This is a genomic window from Streptomyces eurocidicus, assembly GCF_002891295.1.
GTDB lineage: Bacteria > Actinomycetota > Actinomycetes > Streptomycetales > Streptomycetaceae > Streptomyces > Streptomyces eurocidicus.
The window spans coordinates 576,937-601,358 of the sequence record NZ_LGUI01000001.1 but is presented as its reverse complement, the minus strand read 5'-3'; the positions used below and the strand labels follow the sequence as shown (position 1 = coordinate 601,358).

Genomic DNA, 24,422 nt, shown 5'->3' with positions numbered 1-24,422 from the left:
GCGCTCCGGGGGCGCTCGCGGACCTGGCCGGGGCCGCCCTTCCATGCCGCCCGGGGCGGTGGGAAGCTGCCCTCTATGGGTGCATTGAGGCGCCTACGGGCCCGACAGGTGCTGTACGCCGCGGGGGTGGCCGCGCTCGTGGGCCCCGCCGCCCTGATGCTCGCCGGCTGCGAACCGGCGGAGGCGGGCGGGCTCGACTCGGTGTCCGTCGCCGTCACCACCGACAAACGAGCCACCGGCCGGCTCCAGCACGACGGCTATCCCGTGCAGTGGCTGTCCTGCATCAGCACGGCCGAGCCCGGCGGCTCCACGGACAAGGGCTCACCGCGCCCGGTCTCGGCCGTCGGGGTCGACTGCGAGGGCCGCACGGGCGGCGGGCAGAAGATCATCGTCTATGGGCGGGTCACGGGGATCCACGGGGAGACGTGCGTCCAGGGCAGGCTGACGGGGAAGGTGGACGGGAAGACGGCGTTCACGGCGAGTGTGCTGGGGGAGTGTGAGGGGAGCGGGACGACGACCGGGGGGAGTGGCGGTGGGACGGAGAAGCCGGATGCGAAGCCGGATGTGAGGCCGGGGAAGTCCGGGGGGCGTCTTGGGCCGTCGCCGGATTGTACGGAGGGGAGTGGCGGGCCGAAGGGGAAGTAGGGGGCGGGTGGTGGGTGGGGTTGCCGCTGCGCGGGGCCTGTTCCCCTACCCGCCCCTTCCCGGAACCGGGGGCAAGCCCCCGGGCCCCCTTTCCGCGCTCCGCGCGGTGTCCTCAAGCGCCGGACGGGCTGAAATCAGCCCGTCCGGCGCTTGAGGACCGGGGTCCGGGGCGGAGCCCCGGTATCGGGAAGGGGCGGGGCTGGGGAAAAAGCCCCGCGCAGCGGCACCCCCGCACCCCCGGCGGCGGCACCCACCCCCGCCCCAGAACCCCGCTCCACCCGCCGCAAGGCCCCGCTTAGGGTGGGGGCATGCCCGACGAGTCCCCCCTCATCAAGAGCCTGCGCGCCGCCGTGGACGCCGCCCCCCACGACGTGCCCCTGCGCCTGCACCTCGCCCAGCTCCTGCTCGACGCGGGACACGTCCAGGACGCCATCGCCCAGGCCGCCGGGGCCCTCCAGCGCGAACCGGGCAACACCGACGCGCAGACCCTCATGGCCCGCGCCGTCGCTCCCGTCGCACCCCCGGCCGCACCGAGCGCCACCACGCGATCCGACGCGCCTCCCGTCGCCGACCCCGTCGCGCCCGCCACCGTGACCGCGGACCCTGCCACCGCCGCCCCCGCCACCGGCGGCCCCGCGTACGACTGGAAGCGCGCCGAGAACGAGCTCGCGGGCGTCGTCCCGCCCCGTTTCGTCCAGTCGCCCGCCGTCCCGCCCCAGGACCCGCAGGAACCCCCGCTGCCCGAGGCCCCCCTCGCCGTCGACGGCTCCGGCACCGCCGACGACTCCTCCCTCTGGGAGGTCGAGCCCGCCGACGTCACCCTCGCCGACGTCGGCGGCATGCAGGAGGTCAAGGACCGGCTGGAGGCCGCCTTCCTGGCCCCCATGCGCAACCCCGAGCTGCGCAAGCTCTACGGCAAGAGCCTCCGCGGCGGCCTGCTGATGTACGGCCCGCCCGGCTGCGGCAAGACGTACATCGCCCGCGCCGTCGCGGGCGAGCTCGGCGCCCGCTTCATGTCCGTCAGCATCAGCGACGTCCTCGACATGTGGATCGGCAACTCCGAGCGGAACCTGCGGCAGCTCTTCGAGACCGCCCGCCGCAACGCCCCCTGCGTCCTCTTCCTCGACGAGCTGGACGCCCTCGGCGCCAAGCGCAGCCAGATCCGCAACACCGGCATGCGCAACACCGTCAACCAGCTGCTCACCGAGCTGGACGGTGTCGACGGCAGCGCCAACGAAGGCGTCTTCGTCCTCGCCGCCACCAACCACCCCTGGGACGTCGACACCGCGCTGCGCCGCCCCGGCCGCCTCGACCGGATGCTGCTCGTGCTGCCGCCCGACCGGGCCGCCCGCGAGGGGATCATCCACCACCACCTCAAGGACCGGCCCGTCGCCGGCATCGACCTCGCCAAACTGGCCAAGCGGACCGAGGGGTTCTCCGGCGCTGACCTCCAGCACCTCTGCGAGTCGGCCGCCGAGCGCGCGCTCCTTGACTCCGTGCGCACCGGCCGGGCCCGCATGATCGAGATGGCCGACCTGCTCGGCGCCCTCGACCAGCTGCGCCCTTCCACCGGCCCGTGGTTCGCCGCCGCCCGCAACGTGGCGCAGTTCGCCAACGACGGCGGCGCGTACGACGAGCTGCTCGCGTACCTGAAGCGGAAGAAGATGCTGTGAGCGAGACGATCCACCCCGTCGTCGCCCGCGCCATGGCGCTGATCGACGTCGACCGCTACCCCCAGGCGCAGGAGACGCTCTCCGGCCATCTGGCGCAGTTCCCGGACGACGCCCGGGCCTGGGAGCGGCTCTCGGTCTGCCGCTTCGAGGCCCGCGACTGGACGGGCGCGGTACGGGCGGCGGACGAGGCCCTCCGGGTGAGCCCCGAGTTCGTGGACGCGTATCTGCGCCGCAGCGAAGCCTTCCGCGTCTGCGGCTGGACGAAGCAGGCCGTCGAGGCGGCCCGGGAGGCCGTCCGGCTGCTGCCCGAGGACCCGGCGCCCCGGGTGGTCCTGTCGCACGCCCTGCGGGGGCTCCCGGAAGGGGCCGGGCTCCAGGAGGCGTACGACGCGGCCCTGGAGGCGATACGCCTGGAACCGGAGCGCGCGACCGCCCACTTCGCGCTGTCCTCCGCCGCCGACGGCCTGGGCCGCAAGGACATCGCGGCCCAGGCGATGCGCCAGGTCCTCACCTTCGACCCCGGCAACGCCGACGCCCGCACCAACCTCGCGGCCCTGCGCACGGAGGACCCGAACGGCGACCTGTTCGCCGCCACCGAGGACCTCGCGGCGGCCCTGTCCGTCAAGCCCGGCTCCCGGCAGGCCCAGCACAACCTCCGGGTGATCGCGCCCAGGCTGCTGAAGCAGGCGCGCTGGCCGGCGCTGGCCTCCCTGGTCCTCGCGATGGCGACGGCGGTGGCCGGGGACACGGCCCCGAGCGGACGCGGGCTGGGCCCGTCGATCCCGCTCGGCGCGCAGGCCGTGGGCCTCGGCGCCATCGCGGCGATGTGGGCCTGCTGCGTCCTGCTGACGCTCCGCAAGCTCCCCCGGTCCGTCCGCGGCTACTTCCTGCGGATGCTCCGGACCGAGCCCGCGCTGAAGGTGACGGCCTGCGGCGTCGTCTGGTGCGTCCTGTGCGCGGTGCTGCTGCTGACCTTCCCCTACGGCCCCCAGTGGCTCGTGGGCGTGTTCCTCAATTCCGGCTGGGTGGGACTGGCGGGATGCATGATCTACAGCGCCAGGTCCAAGCGCCTGAAGACGCGCGGGTAACATCCGGACCGTACGAGCCGACGACCCCGAGGAGCCACCGGTGGCGGGAGAACCGCAGGCCGACTGCCTGTTCTGCAAGATCGTCGCGGGGGAGGTGCCCGCGACCGTCGTCCGGGAGACCGAGACGACCGTCGCGTTCCGCGACATCAACCCCCAGGCGCCCACGCACGTCCTGGTGATCCCCAAGGTGCACCACCCGGACGCCGCGTCCCTCTCCGCCGCCGAGCCGGAGATCGCCGCGGACATACTGCGCGAGGCCGGCCGGGTCGCGGAGGATGAGGGCGTGGACGGCTCGGGCTACCGCGTCGTCTTCAACACCGGCAGCGGCGCCGGCCAGACCGTCTTCCACGCGCACGCCCACGTGCTCGGCGGACGCGGCCTCAACTGGCCCCCCGGCTAGACCCTTGTCCGTACGGGAACTGGTCGTCCTCGGCACCGCCAGCCAGGTGCCGACGCGCCACCGCAACCACAACGGCTACGTCCTGCGCTGGGACGGCGAGGGCATCCTCTTCGACCCCGGCGAGGGCACCCAGCGGCAGATGCTGCGCGCCGGGGTGGCCGCCCATGACCTGAACCGGATCTGCGTCACCCACTTCCATGGTGACCACTCCCTCGGGCTCGCCGGGGTCATCCAGCGGATCAACCTCGACCGGGTGCCGCACCCGGTCACCGCGCACTACCCGGCGAGCGGGAAGCGCTTCTTCGACCGGCTACGGTACGCCACGGCCTACCGCGAGACGGTGGACCTGGGCCAGGAGCCGGTGTCGGGCGACGGCGCGGTGCTCGCGCGCACCCCGGCGTACGTCCTGGAGGCCCGCCGCCTCTCGCACCCCGTCGAGTCCTACGGCTACCGCCTGACGGAGCCCGACGGGCGCCGGATGCTGCCCGAGCGGCTGGCGGCGGCCGGCATCGCGGGCCCGGACGTGGGGCGCCTCCAGCGGGAGGGCGCGCTCGGCGCGGTCACCCTGGACGACGTCAGCGAGGTGCGCCGGGGGCAGCGGTTCGCCTTTGTGATGGACACCCGGCTGTGCGAGGGCGTGGAGGCCCTGGCGGAGGGGTGCGACATGCTCGTCATCGAGTCCACGTTCCTCGACGAGGACGAGTCGCTCGCCGTCGAGCACGGCCATCTGACGGCCGGCCAGGCGGCCCGGGTGGCCGCCGCGGCCGGCGTGCGCCACCTGGTGCTCACGCACTTCTCGCAGCGCTACGACGACCCCGCCGTCTTCGAGCGGCAGGCGCGGGCGGCGGGCTTCACGGGCGGGCTGACCGTCGCCCGCGATCTGCTGCGCGTCCCCGTGCCCAAGCGGGAGCGCTGAGCCGCCCGTAAGGACGACACCGTCCGTAAGGACGAGACCTGAATGGCGTCGTCCTTACGGAGGCTCCGGAGACCCTTACGGCAGGTAGTACATCGGGTTCGGCAGCTTGTACGTCCGGTCGGCGTAGCCGCCCTGGAGGTCGCTGTACTGGTCGCCGAAGTTGGCGACGATGTCGAAGCCCTGGGACTCGATGTGCTTGCGGGTGCCCGCCTTGTACTCGACCGTGGTGCAGGTGGCGCCGCAGGGCAGGTAGGCCGGCGGGGTCTGCTTGTTCTTCAGGAAGAAGTGCGCGGGGTCGGCGGCCGGCTTGTAGCCGACGTTCTTGAGGTTGCGCACGCTCCAGTCGCGCTGGTGCTCGCCGCGCCCGGTGACGTAGAAGACCGTCACGCCCTTGGACTGGGCCCAGTTGACCAGCTGGGGCATGCCGAAGACCGCCGCCATGTCGGTGGACTTCAGATACGCGTCCTGCGACTCGGGCGTGAAGTGGAAGCCCTGCTGGAGCTCGTAGTTGTAGGTGAGCAGCGTGGTGTCGTCCAGGTCGAGGACGATGGCGGGCTTGGTCTTGGTGTGCTTGCTGTTGCGCACCGCCCGGTCGATCTGGGCCTTGGCCTTCTTCTCGATCTCCGCGACCTGCTTGGCGTAGTTGCTGTCGGGCGAGGCGAAGTGCTGGCCGTTCTTGTCGACGGTGTCGCCGTAGTAAGCCTTGATCTTCTCCTGGACCTGCGCGAGGTTCGGGATCTCCTTGTCCGTGCGCGGCGCGGAGTGGTCGGCGGAGGCCGCACCCGCCGCGTAGAGGCCGGCGCCGGCGGCGAGGGCCGCGGTCACGGCGGCGATACGGATGCGGTTGCGCTTCGAAGGCACTTCATACTCCTGGGTAACACGACGGGTGCAGCGCGAAGCTAAGCGGCCGGACCGGCCCGGTCAACGACGGAGGTCACAGCGGCGCCCCATGAGTAGGTCAAGAAAGCCGCAGGCCGGAGGGTGAGGGTGGTGCGGGTGGCGGCCCGGGGCCCCGGCGGACCGCGCTGGACCGCCGCCGGGGCCGCCTGCCGCCCGGCCTCTCCCGTCACACTGATGCTGATGCGGTGCCGATGCGGTGCCGATGCCCGGCCGCGGACACCGGCCGCGGACGCCGCCCGCGCGCCGTCCCCGCACGCCCGTCCTCCCGCTACGCCGCCGGCACCGAGTACATCTCCGACCGCGCCAGGATCCGGGCCGCCACCGCCGGGGAGTCGACGAGCGGGTGCAGCGCCAGCGCCCGCAGCGCCGCGCCCCGGTCGCCCCGCAGCGCCGCCTCGATCGCCGCCCGCTCGACCGCCTTGAGCTGGAGCATCAGCCCGAGCTGGTCCTCCCGCAGCGGGGCGCACGGCAGCGGCCGGGCGCCCTTGGCGCTCACCTCGCACACCGTCTCGATGATCGCCCGGGAGTCCAGCGCGGGCACCGTCGTGCCGTTGCGGACGTTCAGGACGAGCCGGGTCCGCTCGTCCCCGGCGATCGCCCGCATCAGGGCGAGCGCCACCCGCTCGTAGCCGCCGCCGTCCAGGTCGCAGGAGTCGCGCTGCCAGCCGCCGCTCGCCGCCCGGCTCTCGGCCATGTACGTCTCCTCCCGGCGGCGCCGGGTCCGCTCCCACAGCTCGTACGCCTTGTCGAGCGCGGCGGCGGCCGAGGTGAAGAAGGCGCCCTGCTGCTGGTCGAGGAACTCGCCCCGGGTCTCCACCGACTCCAGCACCGAGCGCAGGGTCTCCCGGCGGAAGTAGTAGTAGTGCAGGTATTCGTTGGGCAGGGCGCCCAGCGCCTGGAGCCACTCCGGGCCGAAGAGCTTGCCCTCTTCGAAGGAGAGCAGCGCCTTCTCGTTTGCCAGCAGCCCCGGCAGCAGCTCCCGCCCGTCCAGCGTCAACGACCGCAGCCACCCGAGGTGGTTGAGGCCCACGTAGTCGAAACGCACCTCGTCCGGATCCGCTTCCACCGCCCGCGCCGCACGCCTCACCAGCCCCACGGGTGAATCGCAGATGCCGATCACCCGTTCACCCAGGACGGTCTCCATGGCCTCGGTCACCATCCCCGCGGGGTTGGTGAAGTTGATGACCCAGGCGTCCGGGGCGACCGCCGCGACCCGCTCGGCGATGTCCATCGCCACCGGGATCGTCCGCAGCCCGTAGAGCACCCCGCCCGCGCCCACCGTCTCCTGGCCCAGGACCCGCTCGCCCAGCGGAATCCTTTCATCACGCACGCGTCCCGCCGTGCCGCCCACCCGGATCGCCGAGAACACGAAGTCGGCGCCGCGCAGCGCCTCGTCCAGGTCTCTCGCGACCCGCACGACCGGCGCGCCGGGCACGTCGCCCGCCTGCGCGGACAGCACGGACTCGATCACCTTCAGCCGGATGGGGTCGGTGTCGTACAGGACGAGCTCGGTGCACCGGCCCGGCGCGTCGCGCCGCGCGTCGTCCAACAGGGCACGGTGCACAAGAGGAACCCGGAATCCGCCACCGCCGAGAATCGTCAGCCTCATGGAACGGAACGTATCGCAGCATCGGGCAGACTGTCCGGACCCGCATCCCCTGAGAGGAGCAGCGAGCGAGGATGACGATCCATTCGCCTCATGCGACGGTGCCGTCCGCCTTCCGAGGAGAGCGCTTCCCGGGGCCCGCGGAACCCGAGGGCCGCACCGGTCCGGCACCCGTCCTCGACCCCCTCGCCGAGGTCCGCCGGGAGGGTGACCCGGAGACCGACGTCTATCTCACCGGCACCGTCTTCCTCGACGTCATCTTCACCGGCCTGGACTCCGCCCCCGTGCGCGGCACCGAGTCCTGGGCCCGCGGCATGGGCTCCAGCCCCGGCGGCGTCGCCAACATGGCCACCGCCCTCGCCCGGCTGGGCCTGCGCACCTCGCTCGCCGCCGCCTTCGGCGACGACATGTACGGCGAGTACTGCTGGGACGCCCTCTCGCGCGGCGAGGGCATCGACCTCGGCCTCTCCCGCACCGTCCCCGGCTGGCACTCCCCGGTCACCGTCTCCATGGCCTACGAGGGCGAGCGCACGATGGTCTCCCACGGCCACGAGGCGCCGCCGCCCGAGGAACCCGCCCCCGAGTGCCCGCCCCCGGCCCGCGCCTGTGTGGCCCTGCTGGTGCCCGGCCGCGAGGAGGAGTGGATCGCCACCGCCGCCCGCCGCGGCAGCCGGGTCTTCGCCGACGTCGGCTGGGACGAGACGGGCCGCTGGGACCCCGCCGACCTCGCCGACCTGGAGCACTGCGAGGCGTTCCTGCCCAACGCCGAGGAGGCCATGCGCTACACCCGCACGGACTGCCCGCGCGCCGCCGCCCGGGCCCTGGCCGAGAAGGTGCCGCTGGCCGTCGTCACCATGGGCGAGAAGGGCGCCTTCGCCGTCGACAGCCGCACCGGCGAGAGCGCCGAGGTGCCCGCCATCGGCGTCGAGGCGCTCGACCCCACCGGCGCCGGCGACGTCTTCGTCGCGGGCTTCGTCACCGGCACCCTGGCCGGCTGGCCGCTCGCCGACCGGCTCGCCTTCGCGGGGCTCACCGCCGCCCTGTCCGTACAGGAATTCGGCGGGTCACTCTCCGCGCCCGGCTGGGCGGAGGTCGCCGCCTGGTGGAAGCACGTGCGGTCCTACGACGACCAGACCCCGGCCACCCTCCGCCGCTACGCCTTCCTCGACGGCCTGCTGCCCGCCGCCGCCCGGCCCTGGCCGCTGCGCCGCGCCGTGCCCACGCTGGGCTTCCGCCAGCCGTGAGACCCCTTCCGCCACCCGTAAAACCCCTCGGGCCCGCAGGCGGACCGTCGTACCCTTGACGTGCAAGGTCAGCGGACGAAAGCCGGCCCGGCGGACCCGGGCCGGACCGAGAACCGGACGCAGTGAGACACGGAAAGAGGGATGAGCAGGCCCCAGAGCCGGCCCATGACTCAGACACCCGCACAGCCGCAGGCGACGGCCCGCTTCACGGTCCCGGCCAAGCACCCCATGGTGACGGTCCTGGGCTCCGGCGACAGCCTCCTGCGCGTGATCGAGAAGGCGTTCCCCGGCACGGACATACATGTCCGGGGCAACGAGGTCAGCGCCACCGGGGCCCCGGGGGACGTGGCCCTCGTACAGCGCCTGTTCGACGAGATGATGCTGGTGCTCCGCACCGGACAGCCGATGACGGAGGACGCGGTGGAACGGTCGATCGCGATGTTGCGCGACGAGGGCGAGGGCGGCGGGGAGACCCCCGCGGAGGTCCTCACCCAGAACATCCTCTCCAACCGAGGGCGCACGATCCGCCCGAAGACGCTCAATCAGAAGCGCTACGTCGACGCCATCGACAAGCACACGGTCGTCTTCGGCATCGGCCCCGCCGGCACCGGCAAGACCTACCTGGCCATGGCCAAGGCCGTCCAGGCCCTCCAGTCCAAGCAGGTCAACCGCATCATCCTGACCCGGCCGGCGGTCGAGGCGGGCGAGCGGCTCGGCTTCCTGCCCGGCACGCTCTACGAGAAGATCGACCCCTATCTGCGGCCGCTCTACGACGCCCTGCACGACATGCTCGACCCGGACTCGATCCCGCGGCTGATGGCGGCGGGCACGATCGAGGTGGCGCCGCTGGCCTATATGCGCGGCCGTGCGCAGCCCGTCTTCACGAACGTCCTCACGCCGGACGGCTGGCGCCCCATCGGGGACCTCCAGGTCGGTGACCTGGTCATCGGTTCGAACGGTGAGCCCACCCCGGTCCTGGGCGTCTATCCGCAGGGCGAGAAGGACATCTACCGCGTCACGGCCCAGGACGGGGCCTGGACCCTGTGCTGCGGCGAGCACCTCTGGACGGTCCGCACGGCCTCGGACAAGCGTCGCGACAAGCCGTGGCGGGTCCTGGAGACCAAGGAGATGATCGGTAACCTGCGCGCTGCCCACGCCCGACGCTACGAGCTGCCGCTGCTCACTGCGCCGGTCGAGTTCCCCGAGCGTGAGGTCCCCATGGACCCGTACGCCTTGGGCCTCCTGCTGGGCGACGGCTGCCTCACAGGGCGTACGACCCCGGGGTTCGCCACCGGGGACCCGGAGCTCGCCGACGCTCTGGAAGCGGCTCTGCCCGGTGTCGAGGTGCGCTGGAAGAGCCGGGCCGACTACACCCTGAACCGTGTGAAGGCGCAGGGTGACGTGGTCACCCTGGAGAACCCGGTCACCGGAATGCTGCGCACCCTGGACCTGCTGGGCAGCCGGTCACACACGAAGTTCGTCCCGGACGATTACCTCCAGAACTCCGCCGAGGTGCGTCTGGCCGCCCTCCAAGGGTTGCTCGACTCCGACGGCGGTCCGGTCTCGCAGGCGGACCGCACATGTCGCATCCAGTACACGACCACGTCGATCCTCCTGCGGGATGATGTGATCTCGCTGGTGCAGTCGTTGGGCGGTGTCGCGTACACCCGTCGCCGGGCGGCCGAAGGACGGAAGCCCGGGAAGGCGAACGGCCGCGAGGTTGCTCACCGCCATGACGCCCATATCGTCGACATCCGTCTCCCCGAAGGCATCGAGCCCTTCCGCCTCGCCCGCAAACGCGACAAGTACCACGCGGCCGGGGGCGGTGGCCGCCCGATGCGTTTCATCGACAGCATCGAGCCCGCAGGCCGCGAGGAAGCCGTCTGCATCCAGGTCGCGGCGGAGGACTCGTTGTACGTCACACAGGACTACCTGCTGACGCACAACACCCTGAACGACGCCTTCATCATCCTCGACGAGGCGCAGAACACCAGCGCCGAACAGATGAAGATGTTCCTCACCCGGCTGGGCTTCGACTCCAAGATCGTCGTCACGGGTGACATCACCCAGATCGACCTCCCGGGCGGCACCAAGAGCGGCCTGCGGCAGGTCCAGCAGATCCTGGACGGTGTGGAGGACGTCCACTTCGCGCGGCTCACCAGCACCGACGTCGTCCGGCACAAGCTGGTCGGCCGTATTGTCGACGCGTACGAGCAGTTCGACAGCCGCGAAGCGCTGTAGACCCCCAGAAGCGAGAAGACCCGCGAACCATGGCCATCGACGTCAACAACGAATCCGGCACGGACATCGACGAGCAGGCGGTCCTCGACGTCGCCCGCTACGCCCTGGCCCGGATGCGCATCCACCCCCTCTCCGAGCTCTCGGTCATCGTCGTCGACGCGGAGGCCATGGAGCAGCTCCACATCCAGTGGATGGACCTCCCCGGTCCTACCGACGTGATGTCCTTCCCCATGGACGAGCTGCGCCCGCCGGCCAAGGACGACGACGAGCCGCCGCAGGGCCTGCTCGGTGACATCGTGCTGTGCCCGGAGGTCGCCAAGAAGCAGGGCGAGGAGGCCCCCACGGGCCACTCCATGGACGAGGAGCTCCAGCTCCTCACCGTCCACGGCGTCCTCCACCTGCTCGGCTACGACCACGAGGAGCCCGACGAGAAGGCCGAGATGTTCGGCCTCCAGGCGGCGATCGTCGACGGCTGGCGCGCCGAGCGCGGCATCGAGGGGCCCTCGCCGGCCCCCACGTTCACGTGACCGGGCAGCTCATCGCCGTAGCCGTCCTGCTGCTCGTCGTCGCCTGGCTCGCCGCCTGTGCCGAGACCGGCCTGGCCCGGACCACCCGGTTCCGGGCCGAGGAGGCCGTACGGTCCGGGCGGCGCGGCAGCGCGAAGCTGATGGCCGTCGCGGCCGACCCGACCCGCTATCTCAATGTCGCCCTGCTGGTGCGCGTCGCCTGCGAGATGGCGGCCGGAGTCGTCGTCACCTACGTCTGCCTGCGCGAGTTCGACACCACCTGGCAGGCGCTGACCGTCGCCATCGCGGTGATGGTCCTCGTCAGCTATGTGGCCGTCGGGGTCTCCCCGCGCACCATCGGCCGCCAGCACCCGCTGAACACCGCGACCGCGGCGGCGTACGTCCTGCTGCCGCTGGCCCGGATCATGGGCCCGGTGCCCCAGCTGCTGATCCTCATCGGCAACGCCCTCACCCCGGGCAAGGGCTTCCGCAAGGGCCCCTTCGCCTCCGAGGCCGAGCTGCGGGCCATGGTCGACCTGGCCGAGAAGGAATCGCTGATCGAGGACGACGAGCGCCGCATGGTGCACTCCGTCTTCGAGCTCGGCGACACGCTCGTACGCGAGGTGATGGTGCCCCGCACCGACCTCGTGGTCATAGAGCGGGGCAAGACGATCCGGCAGGCGCTGACCCTGGCGCTGCGCTCCGGCTTCTCCCGCATCCCGGTGACCGGCGAGAACGAGGACGACATCGTCGGCATCGTCTATCTGAAGGACCTCGTCCGGAAGACCCACATCAGCCGGGGCGCCGAGTCCGAGCTGGTCTCGACGGCGATGCGGCCCGCGGTCTTCGTGCCGGACACCAAGAACGCGGGCGATCTGCTGCGCGAGATGCAGCAGCAGCGCATCCACTGCGCGGTCGTCATCGACGAGTACGGCGGTACGGCCGGCATCGTCACGATCGAGGACATCCTCGAAGAGATCGTCGGCGAGATCACCGACGAGTACGACCGCGAACTGCCGCCCGTCGAGGAGCTCGGCGACGGCCGCTACCGCGTCACGGCCCGCCTCGACATCGGCGACCTGGGCCAGTTGTACGGCCTGGAGGAGTTCGACGACGAGGACGTCGAGACGGTCGGCGGCCTGCTGGCGAAGTCGCTGGGCCGGGTGCCGATCGCGGGCGCGACGGCGACGGTGGACCTGGCGGCGTACGGCCTGGCCGACGCGGTGCTGCGGGGGCTGAAGCTGACGGCGGAGTCGGCGGCGGGGCGGCGGAACCGGATCGTGACGGTGCTGGTGGAGCCGGTGCGGGTGGAGGCGGCGGGTTCGCGGTAGGCCCTGCGGGCGGCTTTTCCCGGCTCCGCTCAATCGCCGGACGGGCTGATTTTCAGCCCGTCCGGCGATTGAGGACATTCGGGAAGGGGCGGGGTGGGGAAAACCCCCGAACGTCCGTGCCTATCGTGGGGGCCGACCACCACGCGAAGGGACGCCGTTGAGCGCCAGCCCTACCGAAGAGCGCCCGCTACCGCACCCGCACCCCCGCCAGGAACTGGCGGCCTTCCTGACGAGCTGTCGGACCCGCATGAACCCCGGTGACACGGCCCTCCGCCACGAGGAGCTCGCGGTCCTCGCCGGAGTCGGTGCCTCCTGGTACCGCTGGCTGGAGCAGGGGCGGGAGATCACCGTTCCCCCGGAGGCCCTCGACGCGGTCGCGCGCGTGCTGCGGCTGGACGGCCCGGAGCGCCGCCGGCTGTACGCGCTGGCCGGGCTGAACCCGCCGCCGCGGCCGGAGTCCGCGTACGCCCCGGAGTACCCGCGCGACGGGCTGCGCAGGCTCGTCGACGGCATGATGCCCCGCCCGGCGCACATCATGGACCCCTACTGGAACCTGGTCGCCCACAACGATTCGGCCGGCCTGGTGCTCGGCTTCCGCCCCGGGGCCAAGCAGAACTGCCTGGTCAGCTATTTCACCGACCCCGTACACCGGGCCCGCGCCACCAACTGGGACGAGAACGCCCGGCGCATCGTCGCGCGGTTCCGCGCCGCCTGCGCGGAGCACCCCGGCGACGAGGGCTTCCGGGAGGTCGTGGCGGAGGCGTCGGCCGGGAGCCCCGAGTTCGCCGGGATATGGGCGCGCGACGACGTCCGGCCCCCGGTCCGGACCATGAAGGAGTACGAGCACCCGCTCGTCGGCACGCTCTACCTGGAGACCACCCGGCTGCCCGTACCGGCCCGGCCGGACCTGGTGATCGTGCTGCACGACCCGGTGCCGGAGTCGGGCACGGCGGCGAAGGTGGCGTGGCTGAACTCCCTGGAGGGCAGGAGCGGCGGAATACCGCCGGTCGAGGACCGATACGGCTCTCCGTAAGGCGGCGGAAAGGCCCGGGAGGAGCCTCCCCGGGCCGGTGAGGACCCTCCCTCCCCGGGGGCGGCCGTGCTGCATATGCTCGCCGCTATGACGGAGACGACGCTGGACCCCGAAGACCGCAAGATCATCACGCTGGCTCGCTCCGCGCGGGCCCGCAACGGCGTCCCCGAGGGCGCCGCCGTGCGCGACGAGACGGGCCGTACGTACGTCGCCGGGACCGTCTCCCTCGACTCCCTCCGCCTCTCCGCGCTCCGGACCGCCGTCGCGATGGCCGTGGCCAGCGGGGCGAAGTCCCTGGAGGCCGCCGCCGTCGTCTCCGAGGCCGAGGCCCTGCCGGACGAGGACCGGGCCGCCGTACGGGACCTCGGCGGCCCCGGCACGCCCGTCCTGCTCGCGGGCCCCGACGGCGCCCTGCGCGCCACGCTCCCGGCGGGCTGAGCGCCATGGGGGAGCGGGCGGCGCCGGAGGCGGCCCGGGGGTCGCGCGTCATGAACATCGCGCTGGTGGTCGCCGGAGCGATCCTTACGGTGGGCGTTCTCATCGACTGGGCGCTCGGGAAGGGCTTCGACTGGGCGACCTCCGCCTGGCTCCTCGTCCTGTGGCCGCACGGCATCCGCCAGCTGCTGCTGACACGCGGCCGACCCCGCGCGGCCGCCCGCGCCGAGGCCGTGGGCGCGTGGACGCCCGTGGCCGCCACGGTGCTGTTGTGGACTTCCCTGATCCTCGGCTGGCGGCGTGGGGAGGGCACGGACTGGATCGTGCTCGTCGCCGCGCTGCTGCTGCCGGTGGCGGGGGTCTTTCTGCTGGGGAGCGTGCTGGCGAGGCGGCGGGCCTGAGCGGTGGGGGCGCCTGCGGCGGGCCTGTTCCCCACCCCGCCCCTTCCTGAATGTCCTCAAGCGCCGGACGGGCTGAAAATCAGCCCGTCCGGCGCTTGAGGACACCGCGCGTCAGCGCGGAAAGGGGGCCCGGGGGCGCAGCCCCCGGTTCCGGGAAGGGACGGGTAGGGGAAAGGGCCGCCCGCAGGGCATACGGCCCGCACGGAACCCACCACCCGCCCACTGGTCGGCACCCGCCGACGGATCGGGGAGAATACCCCGTATGGACAGTGCTGCCTCCCCCTCCCAGCCCCCTCACCGCGCGGGCTTCGCGTGCTTCGTCGGCCGCCCCAACGCGGGCAAGTCGACCCTGACCAACGCACTGGTGGGGACGAAGGTCGCGATCACCTCCAACCGGCCGCAGACCACCCGGCACACCGTGCGCGGCATCGTGCACCGCCCGGACGCCCAGCTCGTGCTGGTGGACACCCCCGGGCTGCACAAGCCGCGCACCCTGCTCGGCGAGCGGCTCAACGACGTCGTGCGGACCACCTGGGCCGAGGTCGACGTGATCGGCTTCTGCCTGCCCGCCGACCAGAAGCTCGGCCCCGGTGACAAGTTCATCGCCAAGGAACTCGCGGGGATCAAGAAGACCCCGAAGATCGCGATCGTCACCAAGACGGACCTGGTCGACTCCAAGCAGCTCGCCGAGCAGCTCATCGCCATCCAGCAGCTGGGCGCCGAGCTGGGCATCGAGTGGGCGCAGATCGTCCCGGTCTCGGCCGTCGGCGACAAGCAGGTCGCGCTGCTGGCCGACCTGATCGCCCCGCTGCTCCCGGAGAGCCCGCCGCTCTACCCCGAGGGCGACCTCACCGACGAGCCCGAGCAGGTCATGGTCGCGGAGCTGATCCGCGAGGCCGCCCTGGAGGGCGTGCGCGACGAGCTGCCGCACTCCATCGCCGTCGTGGTCGAGGAGATGCTGCCGCGCGAGGACCGCCCGGCCGACAAGCCGCTGCTGGACATCCACGCCAACGTCTACATCGAGCGCCCCAGCCAGAAGGGCATCATCATCGGCCCCAAGGGCTCCCGGCTGAAGGAGGTCGGTATGAAGTCCCGCAAGCACATCGAGGCGCTCCTCGGTACCCCGGTCTACCTCGATCTGCATGTGAAGGTCGCCAAGGACTGGCAGCGCGACCCCAAGCAGCTGCGCAAGCTCGGCTTCTGAGCCTCGCCGCCGCTCACCGTGGACGACGCCTGACGCGGCCCCGCGTCAGGCGCCTTCCTTGAGCACAAACCGGATCAGCTCACGCTGATCGTGGGTGAGGTGCGGGTCGGCGCAGTGGATCGTACGGCCGTCCACGCTGATCTCGTACCGGAAGCCGTCCGGCACCCCGGTCACCGCCGTGCCCTCCTCGGCGGCCGAGGCGAGCGCCCGGTGGGCCAGGGCCTGTACATGGGTCGCGTCGGGCCGGCCGGTGGTGTCCAGCTCGGCCCGCCGCTCGATACCGGCGAAACCGCCGGTTCGGGTGATGGCAATCCGCATGACGCCATCCTTACCCCGTTCGCCCGCCGCTACGAGGCGGGCACCCCCACCGACGACCACGCCTTGAGCACGGCCTGGATCTCGTCCCCCTCGCCGAAGAGGCTGCGGGCCGTCGCCGCCGTCAGCCGCGCGAAGTCCGCGAAGTCGGCGTCGGACGACAGCTCGCCGCCGGTCAGCGTGGCGTACCAGATCTTCCCGGCCCGCTCCCAGGCGTTGCCGCCGAGGTCGGTGGCCAGCAGATAGAAGGCGTGGTTGGGGATGCCGGAATTGATGTGCACCCCGCCGTTGTCGCGCGAGGTCCTGACGTAGTGCTCCATCGTGGTCGGCTGCGGGTCCTTGCCCAGCACGTTGTCGTCGTAGGCCGTGCCCGGCTCCTTCATCGAGCGCAGCGCCACGCCCCGGTCCACGTTCGGGCCCAGCAGCCCGGCCCCGATCAGCCAGTCGGCCTGGTCGGCGGACTGCCCCAGCGCGTACTGCTTGATCAGCGAGCCGAAGACATCCGAGACGGATTCGTTGAGCGCGCCCGACTGGCCGTAGTACTCCAGATTGGCCGTGTGCTGGGTGACTCCGTGGGTGAGCTCATGGCCGATGACATCAACCGGAATAGTGAAATCCAGGAAGAGGTCGTTGTCCCCGTCACCGAAGACCATCTGGGAGCCGTCCCAGAACGCGTTGTCGTATTTCTCGCCGTAGTGGACGGTGGCGTCCAGTGGCAGCCCGGAGTCGTCGATGGAGTGCCGCCCGTACACCTTGAGGTACAGGTCGAAGGTGGCGCCCAGCCCCGCGTGCGCGCGGTTGACGGTGGCGTCCTTGACCGGCGAGTCGCCCTCCGCGTGCACCTTGCGGCCGGGCGTGACCTCTTGGTGCCCCGCGTCGTAGATGGTGCGCTGCGGCTTGTCGGAGGGGGTGCCCGTGGGCGCGGCGGCGCCGCGCAGCGTGGTGATCCGGCGCCGGGTGCGCTGGAGGGAGTCGTGCTCCAGGGTGCGCCGGGCGGGCCCGGAGACCGTCGGGTCCTCCGACTGGGCGAGTTTGTCGAGGACGTGCGGAGGCACGATCGTGCAGAAGACCGGATGGATAGCGCGTTTCATGGCGTGCAATGTGGCACCGAGTCTCCGGTTTGTCACTGCTTGGCGTCGCGATTAATTAAATCGAGTGGTTGGCTATCATTTGAAGGACAGCGATTCCGCATTTCCTCCCCGCGGTACCGCCGGGCGCGCGCGTGCCATCGACGCCACTCGTGCGACCGGGCCGTGTCCCGCATGCTGATACGCACCTTCCGCATCGCGGCCGCCTCGGTTAGCGTGCTGGACATCATGCGTTACGGGCTGCTTCTCCTTAGCTGCCGCGGTGAGGGTTTGCAGTCGTAGGCCGACCCCCTCCCCGCGGAGTTCGGTGCTGTGGTCGCCCCGCCCGGTGCAGCCAGCCCCCGTCGGCCGTCCACGCGGACACCCGAGGAGCCCCACGCAGATGCCCGAGCCCCGCACTTCCGAGACCGTGGCCGTCGGCCGCCCCACGCCCGTCACCGCCGCCACCGTCACCCAGCGGCCCTCCGGAATGCCGGTCCACAAGTACGGCCGCTACGAGGCGGTCGACATCCCCGACCGCACCTGGCCCGACCGGCGGATCACCGCCGCCCCCCGCTGGCTCTCCACCGATCTGCGTGACGGCAACCAGGCCCTGATCGACCCGATGTCCCCGGCCCGCAAGCGCGAGATGTTCGACCTCCTGGTGCGCATGGGTTACAAGGAGATCGAGGTCGGCTTCCCCTCCTCCGGCGCCACCGACTTCGCCTTCGTACGGTCGATCATCGAAGAGGGCGCGATCCCCGAGGACGTGACGATCTCCGTCCTCACCCAGGCGCGCGAGGAGCTGATCGAGCGGACCGTCGAGTCCCTGCGCGGCGCCCACCGCGCCACGGTCCACCTCTACAACGCCACGGCCCCGGTCTTCCGGCGCGTCGTCTTCCGCGGCTCCCGCGAGCAGGTCAAGCAGATCGCCGTCGACGGCACCCGGCTGGTCGCCGAGTACGCCGAGAAGATCCTCGGCGATGAGACGGTCTTCGGTTACCAGTACTCGCCGGAGATCTTCACCGACACCGAGCTGGACTTCGCCCTGGAGGTCTGCGAAGGCGTCATGGACGTCTGGCAGCCCGAGGCCGGCCGCGAGATCATCCTCAATCTGCCCGCCACCGTGGAGCGTTCCACCCCCTCGACGCACGCCGACCGCTTCGAGTGGATGTCCCGCAACCTCTCCCGGCGCGAGCACATCTGCCTCTCCGTGCACCCGCACAACGACCGCGGCACCGCCGTCGCCGCCGCCGAGCTGGCGATCATGGCCGGCGCCGACCGGATCGAGGGCTGCCTGTTCGGCCAGGGCGAGCGCACCGGCAACGTCGACCTGGTCACCCTGGGCATGAACCTCTTCTCCCAGGGCGTCGACCCGCAGATCGACTTCTCCCAGATCGACGAGGTCCGCCGTACCGCCGAGTACTGCACCCGGATGGAGGTCCACCCGCGCCACCCCTACGCGGGCGACCTGGTCTACACCGCCTTCTCCGGCTCCCACCAGGACGCCATCAAGAAGGGCTTCGAGGCCATGGAGGCCGAGGCGGCCGCCGCCGGGAAGACCGTCGACGACATCGAGTGGGCCGTCCCCTACCTGCCCATCGACCCCAAGGACGTCGGCCGTTCGTACGAGGCCGTCATCCGCGTCAACTCGCAGTCCGGCAAGGGCGGCATCGCGTACGTCCTGAAGAACGACCACAAGCTGGAACTGCCCCGCCGGATGCAGATCGAGTTCTCGAAGATCATCCAGACCAAGACCGACGCCGAGGGCGGCGAGGTCACCCCGCAGGAGATCTGGTCGGTCTTCCAGGACGAGTACCTGCCCATGGCCGGCAACCCCTGGGGCCGGATCGCCCTCCGCTCCCACCAGACCACCACCGCTGGCGAGGACACCGACGTTCTGACCGTCGACGCGGTCGTGGACGGTGCCGAAACGGTTCTGACCGGTACCGGCAACGGTCCGATCTCCGCCTTCTTCGACGCCCTCGCCGGCATCGGCGTCGACGCCCGCCTGCTCGACTACACCGAGCACACCATGAGCGAGGGCGCCAGCGCCCAGGCCGCCTCGTACATCGAGTGCGTGATCGACGGCAAGGTCCTCTGGGGCATCGGCATCGACCCCAACACCACCCGCGCTTCGATCAAGGCCGTCGTCTCGGCGGTCAACCGCGCCCACCGCGGCTGAGGCCGGCGCCCGGCCCGGCCGGGTCCGGTCCGGGCGTCAAGCGGCCGTTGCCGAATCCACCGTATCCGGTGGCCCGGCGAGGTATTCGGCCAACTGGCGCCCGGACTCAGCGCACGGGGTACTGACGCCACATCAACGATGTGGCTAACATCACGTCAACGCGACCATGGGGTCGTGGCGTTATGGAGGTGCGCCGTGATGTACGCGCGAGGCCGATCCGGTCCGGACCGGTGCGTGGTGGGCGTGCGCACCGTATGGCGGACCGTCGGCGACGGCGAGTTCTACTGCCCCGGGTGCGGGGGCGACCGCAACTACCGCCGCCGCACCGGCCGCCGCCGTCTCGTCGCGTTCGGCGTCCCACTGCTGCCGCGCGGCCCGGTGGGCCCGGTCGTCGAGTGCACCGCCTGCCGCACCCGCTACGGCATGGACGTCCTCGACCACCCCACCACCACCCGCTTCTCCGCGATGCTCCGCGACGCGGTCCACACCGTCGCCCTGGCCGTCCTCGCCGCGGGTGGCACCGAGGCCCGTACGGTCCGCCGCGCGGCGGTCGGCGCGGTACGGGCCGCGGGCTTCGTCGACTGCAGCGAGGAACAGCTGATCACCCTCATCGAGGCCCTCGCCGCGGACACGGGGCGCCTCCCCGGCATGTACGCGGGCGGCGGCGGCCTCGGCGACGGCACGGCGGGCTGCGGGCGCGACGGCTTCGACCCCCGGGGCACGGCACTCGCCATCGAACTCCACGAGGCCCTGGAACCACTGGCTCCGCACCTCGCCCCGGCGGGCCGGGAAACGATCCTGCTCCAGGGCGCGCGGATCGCCCTGGCGGACGGCCCGTACCGGCCGGCGGAGCGGGAGGTTCTGGCGACGGTGGGGCGGGCGTTGCTGCTGTGTCCGGAGGACACGGACCGGCTGCTGGCGGCGGCGCGGCCGGCGGCGTCCTAGGCGGGGGCCTGGGCGGCGTCCCGGGCGGGGGTCGTCAGCGCGTTTCCCGCCCCTCGCGGGCGGCGGGCGCATGGCTGTTGATCAGCTCGGCGGCCGTTCCGGCGTCGTCGATGGTGATGACGAACTGCTTGCCCCGATCCAGCGTGAGCCAGAGGGCGTCGCCCTCACGGAGGGACACGGCACGGAGCCCCGGCTTCCAGCGATATCCCCAGCCGCCGATCTCCATCGGCCGGGTCCAGCGGGCGTCGGCCCGGTCTATCCGGTGCAGCGGTATGCGCCGACGCAGGAACGGCAGCAGAGCCGAGGTGACCGCGACGCCTCGCGGCGTGACCGAGACCTTGATCGCGCCTACGGCGAGGAAGCTCGCGGCGGCCAGGAGCAGGACCAGGGACACCGACCGGTATTCCGCGTCGAGGAACGCGACTGTGAGGAGTGCTGCCGCCAGGATGACGCCTGCGGCGAGCATCCATGTGGAGTGGAGGGATCTGTGCCAGAGGGGGGTCTGTTGGGCGTTCTGTGACGGGTGGTTCATGTGCGCCTCCGGGTGCGGGCTCGACGAGCCCGGGGTGGTGGGGTGTCCGTTACGGGAGCTGTCTGACGCGGGTCAGGAAGGCGCGGGCGGTTGTGGGGGTGGTGTAGATAACGGCCTCGGGATGCTCGCTCTCCCTGATCCCGACGTGCCCATCGTGACGTCTCAGCTCGACGCAGCTGCCTTCGGCCTCGGAGAACGAGGATTTCTGCCACGTTATGGATCCGCTCATCGCGAGCCGCTCACAGTTCCTTTGCGATACGGGAAATGACATCTCGGGACTCGTCTACTTCTAGGGATACGCGTTCGAGCGCGTCATACGTGGCCCGGTAGCTGGCAAGCTGCGACGGGGCGTCCAGGAGGATCGAACCGTAGGTGGAGTCCAGCTGCACTGTGTCCAGTTGCGGGACGACTCCGCCCGCGTAGAGCATGCTCTGGGCGGACCCGATGAACTCTTCGGTGGTGAACGGAATGACCCGCACCTCCACGGTGGGCCATTCGGAGACCTCCAGCAAGTAACGCAGCTGCTCACGAGCCACGTTCCGGCCGCCGTAGAGCGCATGCAAGGCGGCCTCGTGGATGATCGCCTCGAAGGGCGGCGGGGTGGGTCGTTCGAAGATGGCACGCCGCCGCACGCGGTGTTCGACCCTGACATCGAGTTGGGCGGCGGGCAGTGCGGGAATACGGCCACTGAAGATCGTGCGCGCGTAGTCCCCGGTCTGGAAGATGCCCGGGACGGTGAGCGTCTGGAAGGCCCGCAAGTATTGCGCATGGTGTTCGAGCTCCGCGATGTCGAGGAACCCCACAGGCAGGGCTGCTCGGTAGCTCTCCCACCAACCCTTGCCTCGCTCATCTGCCATGGCGCAGAGAGCGGCGATCAACTTGGAATCGGCAACCGAATAGATGGCGGCGAACCGTCGGACTCGCTCGGAGCTGACGCCCCAGCGCCCGGACTCGATGTGGCTGATCTGCGCCTGGTTTCCGCCGAGCAGCTCACCGGCCGCTCGTGTGAGTAGGCCAGCTGATTCACGCAGTTTGCGGAGCTCGGCGCCGAGCCGTGCTTGCCTCGCGGTTGGGCTGCTCCGGGGTGGCATGGGTTCCCTCTCTGGTCTGCGTGCCAAGTGTGCAGCGCACAGTCTTGCGGGTCCACCGAAGGGGCACAGGCGTTGGCCTTCGCTTGAGTGGTCACATGCATGTGCCCTATGGTCTGGCTCACATCGCGTGATGTCGCTGGGGCATCTCGAAGTGCAGCTGTCTGCATGCCAGTTGTGGGTTTGCGGCAGTCGGGCCACGGGTGTCGACAAGGCGCGGCAGATCGTCATCAGCCTCAAGGGAGACCCCATGAGTACGGCAACGCTCGACCGTCCCCGCACTACCGACGGCGCGGAACCTGCGTCCAACTACCGGTTCACGGCTCCCGCCTGGCCGGGAACCGCCCGCGTCGCACGGGAGTTCGTCGCCGCCGCGCTCGTCGCGAGCGGGTATGACGCCCTCATCGAGAACGCCTGCCTCTGCGTGTCCGACGTCGTCTCCAACGTCGTGCGGCACGCGCGCGTGACCAGTCTCGCCGTCGAGGTGGCCGTGCATCACGACCACGTGGTCGTGGGGGTGAGCGACACCGACCCCGGTCGGCTCCCGTGGCGGCGTGAGGCTGCCGTGGACGCGGAAGGCGGGCGGGGGCTGATGCTCGTGCAGCGGCTGTCGGAGGCGTCCGGGGTGGCGTGGGAGTGGGACGGGCTCACGCTCGTGGGCAAGCGGGTGTGGTTCGAGCTGCGGGATTCGTCCGTGGGGTGAGTGGGGAGGGGCGCCCGGCCCGGGTCGGCTCTGCCGCCCGGCCCGGCGCCCGGGCCCGCCTACTCCGCCCGTACGGCGGCCGTCAGCGTCAGACTGCCCGGCAGCGCCGCGAACGCGGCGCGCAGGTCCGTCGCGAGGTCCTCGCGGGTGGGCGTGCCCGGCCGGTTCGTCCACTGCTCGATCGCGCAGTGGGAGGCGGCGATCAGCAAGTCCAGGGCGAGGCGCGGGCGGAGGTCGTCGGGGGCGTCGAAGCGGAACCGGCGGTGCAGGATGTCGAGAGCCGCACGGCTCGTCCCGTGGCAGAAGTGCAGGCCGTGCGCGTCCATGGACGGGGTCTTCCCCGCCAGTCGCCGGCTCAGCAGGACGCGGTGGGCCCAGCCGTCCTCGGTCATTCGTTCAAGCGAGGCGAACAGGGCCTCCTGGAGCATTTCGGCCACCGGGCGGTCGCCCGGCTCGCGGGTCTCCAGGTCGTCGAGGAACGTCCGCCACAGATCCTGCGTGGGCGCCATGGCCACGTCTTCCTTGCCCGCGAAGTTGCGGAAGAACGTGCGCTTGGAGATCTCCACCGCGTCGCAGAGCTCGTCGAGGGTCACCCCGCCGAAGCCCCGGGCGGTGAACAGCTCCAGGGCGGTGTCGATCAGCGCCTGCCGTGTGCGCAGCTTCTTGCGCTCGCGCAGGGGGAGGCGGGCGTCGCCGGACGGCGGGGGCTCAGCGGTCATGGGGTGATCGTATCCGAGAGGCGAGTGCCACTTGCGCGCTTATGCCACTCAGTGGCATAACTGGATTCCTTGATCCTCAGTGAAGGGTGCACCGCCATGCGTGCTCTGCTCGTCGACCGTTCCGCCCCCGCCGGACTGCGCCTCGGTCAGGCGCCCGATCCCGAACCGGCCCCGAACCAGGCGCTGATCCGGGTGACGGCGACGTCCCTCAACTACGGCGAGGTGCGGTTCATGCTGCAGGAGGCGCCGGACGGGGCCGTTCTCGGCTGGGACGCGGCCGGAGTGGTGGAGCGGGCCGCCGCCGACGGGTCCGGGCCGGCGGCCGGTACGCCCGTCGTCACGCTCGGCGTGGCCGGGGCGTGGGCGGAACTCCGTGCCGTGGACACCGACTGGATCGGTACGGTCCCGGCCGGGGCGGATCCGGGGGCGGTCAGCACGGTCCCCGTCGCGGGGGCGAGCGCGCTGCGCGCTCTGCACCGGGTCGGCCCGATCCTGGGCAGGCGAATACTGGTCACGGGCGCGACGGGCGGCGCCGGCCGGTACGCGGTGCGGCTCGCGCGCCTCGGGGGAGCGCACGTCATCGCGTCCACCGGGGACCCGGACAAGCACGGTGACAGCCTGCGGGCCGCCGGGGCGCACGAGGTCGTGGCCGGGCCCCAGGCGGTGGGAGAGCCGGTGGACGGCGTCGTGGACATGGTGGGCGGGCAGCAACTCGTCGACGCCTACGGGCTCCTGGCGCAGGGCGGCACGCTGGTCGCCGTCGGGCACTCCGCGCACCAGGGTGAGAACTTCCCCTTCGGCGCGCTCTTCGCCGACAACGGGCGGCACGATCGCTCGATCGTCACCTTTTCCCTGCCGGAGTGCTCGGGCCTCGCGTCCGATCTGACTTGGCTCGCCCACCGGGTCGCCGCCGGCGAGCTCGAACCGCAGATCTCGTGGCGGGGCGGCTGGGGCGGGGCAGCCGAGGCCGTCGACGCCCTTCTCCAGCGGCGGCTGCACGGGAAGGCGATTCTGGACATCGCCTGATCGCACGATTGGGCGGGTGTTCCGTCTATCGGATGAACTCCGGGGCGAACGGGGACTGGACGACCGCGCGGGCGCGCAGCCTGTTCCGCGTGAGGGGACGCCTGAGGGCAAGGTATGCGGCAGGTCTGGCCATGACCGCGGTGCTCGTGTGCACGGGCGAGGCGGTGGCGGCCGACGCGGGGGCGAACGTCGGGGTGAGCGGTGCGCCGGTGGTGGACG

Annotated in this window: 25 protein-coding genes; 17 read left to right on the top strand and 8 right to left on the bottom strand. The window is 71.6% G+C overall.

Annotated features, from left to right (window positions below; translation table 11 throughout):
* The first annotated feature begins 75 nt into the window (after positions 1-75).
* From AF335_RS02680 to AF335_RS02660, 5 genes are all read left to right on the top strand, one after another.
* Entirely contained in the window at positions 76-645 is a 570-nt protein-coding gene (locus AF335_RS02680) for a hypothetical protein (protein WP_146045404.1), read from the top strand.
* 308 nt (positions 646-953) lie between these two features.
* On the top strand, positions 954-2,318 hold the full coding sequence (locus tag AF335_RS02675) for an ATP-binding protein (protein ID WP_102916601.1): 1,365 nt from the start codon (positions 954-956) through the stop codon (positions 2,316-2,318).
* Positions 2,315-3,406 carry a tetratricopeptide repeat protein gene (locus tag AF335_RS02670; protein WP_102916600.1) on the top strand — a complete coding sequence of 364 codons (1,092 nt, stop codon included), beginning with the start codon at positions 2,315-2,317 and terminating at the stop codon, positions 3,404-3,406. Before AF335_RS02675 ends, AF335_RS02670 begins: the two co-directional genes overlap by 4 nt.
* Positions 3,407-3,446: 40 nt before the next feature.
* Positions 3,447-3,806: a histidine triad nucleotide-binding protein gene (locus tag AF335_RS02665; RefSeq protein ID WP_102916599.1), complete on the top strand. Its 360-nt coding sequence runs from the start codon at positions 3,447-3,449 to the stop codon at positions 3,804-3,806.
* Between the two features lie 4 nt (positions 3,807-3,810).
* Positions 3,811-4,722 (top strand): ribonuclease Z, encoded by a 912-nt coding sequence (locus AF335_RS02660; protein ID WP_102916598.1) that lies wholly within the window; start codon positions 3,811-3,813, stop codon positions 4,720-4,722.
* A gap of 75 nt (positions 4,723-4,797) precedes the next feature.
* Here AF335_RS02660 and AF335_RS02655 read toward each other — a convergent pair whose 3' ends face one another.
* The gene (locus tag AF335_RS02655) at positions 4,798-5,583 is read right to left on the bottom strand and encodes an HAD family acid phosphatase (protein ID WP_102916597.1); all 786 of its coding nucleotides are present in this window, start codon (positions 5,581-5,583) and stop codon (positions 4,798-4,800) included.
* Positions 5,584-5,890: 307 nt separating this feature from the next.
* Positions 5,891-7,231, bottom strand: a complete 1,341-nt coding sequence (locus tag AF335_RS02650) for a 6-phospho-beta-glucosidase (protein ID WP_102916596.1) — start codon at positions 7,229-7,231, stop codon at positions 5,891-5,893.
* 71 nt (positions 7,232-7,302) lie between these two features.
* On the opposite strand from AF335_RS02650, the gene AF335_RS02645 reads away from it, so the two are divergent.
* The 8 genes from AF335_RS02645 (at position 7,303) to era (ending at position 15,623) form a co-directional block, all read left to right on the top strand.
* Positions 7,303-8,472: a carbohydrate kinase family protein gene (locus AF335_RS02645; RefSeq protein ID WP_102916595.1), complete on the top strand. Its 1,170-nt coding sequence runs from the start codon at positions 7,303-7,305 to the stop codon at positions 8,470-8,472.
* Between the two features lie 165 nt (positions 8,473-8,637).
* Entirely contained in the window at positions 8,638-10,713 is a 2,076-nt protein-coding gene (locus tag AF335_RS02640) for a PhoH family protein (RefSeq protein ID WP_102916594.1), read from the top strand.
* Between the two features lie 29 nt (positions 10,714-10,742).
* On the top strand, positions 10,743-11,240 hold the full coding sequence (gene ybeY / locus AF335_RS02635; protein ID WP_102916593.1) for an rRNA maturation RNase YbeY: 498 nt from the start codon (positions 10,743-10,745) through the stop codon (positions 11,238-11,240).
* A complete protein-coding gene (locus AF335_RS02630) occupies positions 11,237-12,550 on the top strand; it encodes a hemolysin family protein (RefSeq protein ID WP_102916592.1) in 1,314 nt (437 codons plus the stop codon). Before ybeY ends, AF335_RS02630 begins: the two co-directional genes overlap by 4 nt.
* 157 nt (positions 12,551-12,707) lie before the next feature.
* Positions 12,708-13,583, top strand: a complete 876-nt coding sequence (locus tag AF335_RS02625) for a helix-turn-helix transcriptional regulator (RefSeq protein WP_221504903.1) — start codon at positions 12,708-12,710, stop codon at positions 13,581-13,583.
* Positions 13,584-13,670: 87 nt separating this feature from the next.
* Positions 13,671-14,021, top strand: a complete 351-nt coding sequence (locus AF335_RS02620; RefSeq protein ID WP_102917006.1) for a cytidine deaminase — start codon at positions 13,671-13,673, stop codon at positions 14,019-14,021.
* 50 nt (positions 14,022-14,071) lie between these two features.
* Positions 14,072-14,419 carry a hypothetical protein gene (locus AF335_RS02615; protein ID WP_146045403.1) on the top strand — a complete coding sequence of 116 codons (348 nt, stop codon included), beginning with the start codon at positions 14,072-14,074 and terminating at the stop codon, positions 14,417-14,419.
* Between the two features lie 262 nt (positions 14,420-14,681).
* Entirely contained in the window at positions 14,682-15,623 is a 942-nt protein-coding gene (gene era, locus AF335_RS02610) for a GTPase Era (RefSeq protein WP_102916589.1), read from the top strand.
* 45 nt (positions 15,624-15,668) lie between these two features.
* Here the strand turns inward: era and AF335_RS02605 are convergent, their stop codons facing one another.
* Entirely contained in the window at positions 15,669-15,941 is a 273-nt protein-coding gene (locus AF335_RS02605; RefSeq protein WP_102916588.1) for a protealysin inhibitor emfourin, read from the bottom strand.
* Positions 15,942-15,970: 29 nt separating this feature from the next.
* Positions 15,971-17,029, bottom strand: a complete 1,059-nt coding sequence (locus AF335_RS02600) for a M4 family metallopeptidase (protein ID WP_102916587.1) — start codon at positions 17,027-17,029, stop codon at positions 15,971-15,973.
* Positions 17,030-17,408: 379 nt separating this feature from the next.
* Here AF335_RS02600 and leuA point away from each other — a divergent pair, with 379 nt between their 5' ends.
* Entirely contained in the window at positions 17,409-19,190 is a 1,782-nt protein-coding gene (leuA, locus tag AF335_RS02595; protein ID WP_102916586.1) for a 2-isopropylmalate synthase, read from the top strand.
* A gap of 198 nt (positions 19,191-19,388) precedes the next feature.
* Entirely contained in the window at positions 19,389-20,135 is a 747-nt protein-coding gene (locus AF335_RS02590; RefSeq protein WP_102916585.1) for a tellurite resistance TerB family protein, read from the top strand.
* Positions 20,136-20,169: 34 nt separating this feature from the next.
* Here AF335_RS02590 and AF335_RS02585 read toward each other — a convergent pair whose 3' ends face one another.
* From AF335_RS02585 to AF335_RS02575, 3 genes are read right to left on the bottom strand one after another with little or no spacing between them, the layout of a single operon-like run.
* Entirely contained in the window at positions 20,170-20,667 is a 498-nt protein-coding gene (locus AF335_RS02585) for a hypothetical protein (protein ID WP_102916584.1), read from the bottom strand.
* A 49-nt stretch (positions 20,668-20,716) separates the two neighbouring features.
* Positions 20,717-20,896: a DUF397 domain-containing protein gene (locus tag AF335_RS02580; RefSeq protein WP_102916583.1), complete on the bottom strand. Its 180-nt coding sequence runs from the start codon at positions 20,894-20,896 to the stop codon at positions 20,717-20,719.
* A gap of 10 nt (positions 20,897-20,906) precedes the next feature.
* Complete coding sequence (locus tag AF335_RS02575) at positions 20,907-21,758, bottom strand: helix-turn-helix domain-containing protein (protein ID WP_102916582.1); 852 nt, start codon at positions 21,756-21,758, stop codon at positions 20,907-20,909.
* 247 nt (positions 21,759-22,005) lie between these two features.
* Here AF335_RS02575 and AF335_RS02570 point away from each other — a divergent pair, with 247 nt between their 5' ends.
* Complete coding sequence (locus AF335_RS02570) at positions 22,006-22,458, top strand: ATP-binding protein (RefSeq protein ID WP_102917005.1); 453 nt, start codon at positions 22,006-22,008, stop codon at positions 22,456-22,458.
* Between the two features lie 59 nt (positions 22,459-22,517).
* Here the strand turns inward: AF335_RS02570 and AF335_RS02565 are convergent, their stop codons facing one another.
* Positions 22,518-23,177, bottom strand: a complete 660-nt coding sequence (locus AF335_RS02565; RefSeq protein ID WP_102916581.1) for a TetR family transcriptional regulator — start codon at positions 23,175-23,177, stop codon at positions 22,518-22,520.
* Between the two features lie 96 nt (positions 23,178-23,273).
* On the opposite strand from AF335_RS02565, the gene AF335_RS02560 reads away from it, so the two are divergent.
* Complete coding sequence (locus AF335_RS02560) at positions 23,274-24,203, top strand: zinc-binding dehydrogenase (protein ID WP_102916580.1); 930 nt, start codon at positions 23,274-23,276, stop codon at positions 24,201-24,203.
* Positions 24,204-24,422: the final 219 nt, after the last annotated feature.

What these genes read in the sequence shown, in the direction of transcription:
- AF335_RS02680 (WP_146045404.1), top strand. Translation starts at nt 76, where the DNA reads ATGGGTGCATTGAGGCGCCTACGGGCCCGACAGGTGCTGTACGCCGCG.
- AF335_RS02675 (WP_102916601.1), top strand. Translation starts at nt 954, where the DNA reads ATGCCCGACGAGTCCCCCCTCATCAAGAGCCTGCGCGCCGCCGTGGAC.
- AF335_RS02650 (WP_102916596.1), bottom strand. Translation starts at nt 7,231, where the DNA reads ATGAGGCTGACGATTCTCGGCGGTGGCGGATTCCGGGTTCCTCTTGTG.
- AF335_RS02645 (WP_102916595.1), top strand. Translation starts at nt 7,303, where the DNA reads ATGACGATCCATTCGCCTCATGCGACGGTGCCGTCCGCCTTCCGAGGA.
- AF335_RS02640 (WP_102916594.1), top strand. Translation starts at nt 8,638, where the DNA reads ATGACTCAGACACCCGCACAGCCGCAGGCGACGGCCCGCTTCACGGTC.
- ybeY (WP_102916593.1), top strand. Translation starts at nt 10,743, where the DNA reads ATGGCCATCGACGTCAACAACGAATCCGGCACGGACATCGACGAGCAG.
- AF335_RS02620 (WP_102917006.1), top strand. Translation starts at nt 13,671, where the DNA reads ATGACGGAGACGACGCTGGACCCCGAAGACCGCAAGATCATCACGCTG.
- AF335_RS02615 (WP_146045403.1), top strand. Translation starts at nt 14,072, where the DNA reads ATGAACATCGCGCTGGTGGTCGCCGGAGCGATCCTTACGGTGGGCGTT.
- era (WP_102916589.1), top strand. Translation starts at nt 14,682, where the DNA reads ATGGACAGTGCTGCCTCCCCCTCCCAGCCCCCTCACCGCGCGGGCTTC.
- AF335_RS02605 (WP_102916588.1), bottom strand. Translation starts at nt 15,941, where the DNA reads ATGCGGATTGCCATCACCCGAACCGGCGGTTTCGCCGGTATCGAGCGG.
- AF335_RS02600 (WP_102916587.1), bottom strand. Translation starts at nt 17,029, where the DNA reads ATGAAACGCGCTATCCATCCGGTCTTCTGCACGATCGTGCCTCCGCAC.
- leuA (WP_102916586.1), top strand. Translation starts at nt 17,409, where the DNA reads ATGCCCGAGCCCCGCACTTCCGAGACCGTGGCCGTCGGCCGCCCCACG.
- AF335_RS02590 (WP_102916585.1), top strand. Translation starts at nt 19,389, where the DNA reads ATGTACGCGCGAGGCCGATCCGGTCCGGACCGGTGCGTGGTGGGCGTG.
- AF335_RS02585 (WP_102916584.1), bottom strand. Translation starts at nt 20,667, where the DNA reads ATGAACCACCCGTCACAGAACGCCCAACAGACCCCCCTCTGGCACAGA.
- AF335_RS02580 (WP_102916583.1), bottom strand. Translation starts at nt 20,896, where the DNA reads ATGAGCGGATCCATAACGTGGCAGAAATCCTCGTTCTCCGAGGCCGAA.
- AF335_RS02575 (WP_102916582.1), bottom strand. Translation starts at nt 21,758, where the DNA reads ATGCCACCCCGGAGCAGCCCAACCGCGAGGCAAGCACGGCTCGGCGCC.
- AF335_RS02570 (WP_102917005.1), top strand. Translation starts at nt 22,006, where the DNA reads ATGAGTACGGCAACGCTCGACCGTCCCCGCACTACCGACGGCGCGGAA.
- AF335_RS02565 (WP_102916581.1), bottom strand. Translation starts at nt 23,177, where the DNA reads ATGACCGCTGAGCCCCCGCCGTCCGGCGACGCCCGCCTCCCCCTGCGC.
- AF335_RS02560 (WP_102916580.1), top strand. Translation starts at nt 23,274, where the DNA reads ATGCGTGCTCTGCTCGTCGACCGTTCCGCCCCCGCCGGACTGCGCCTC.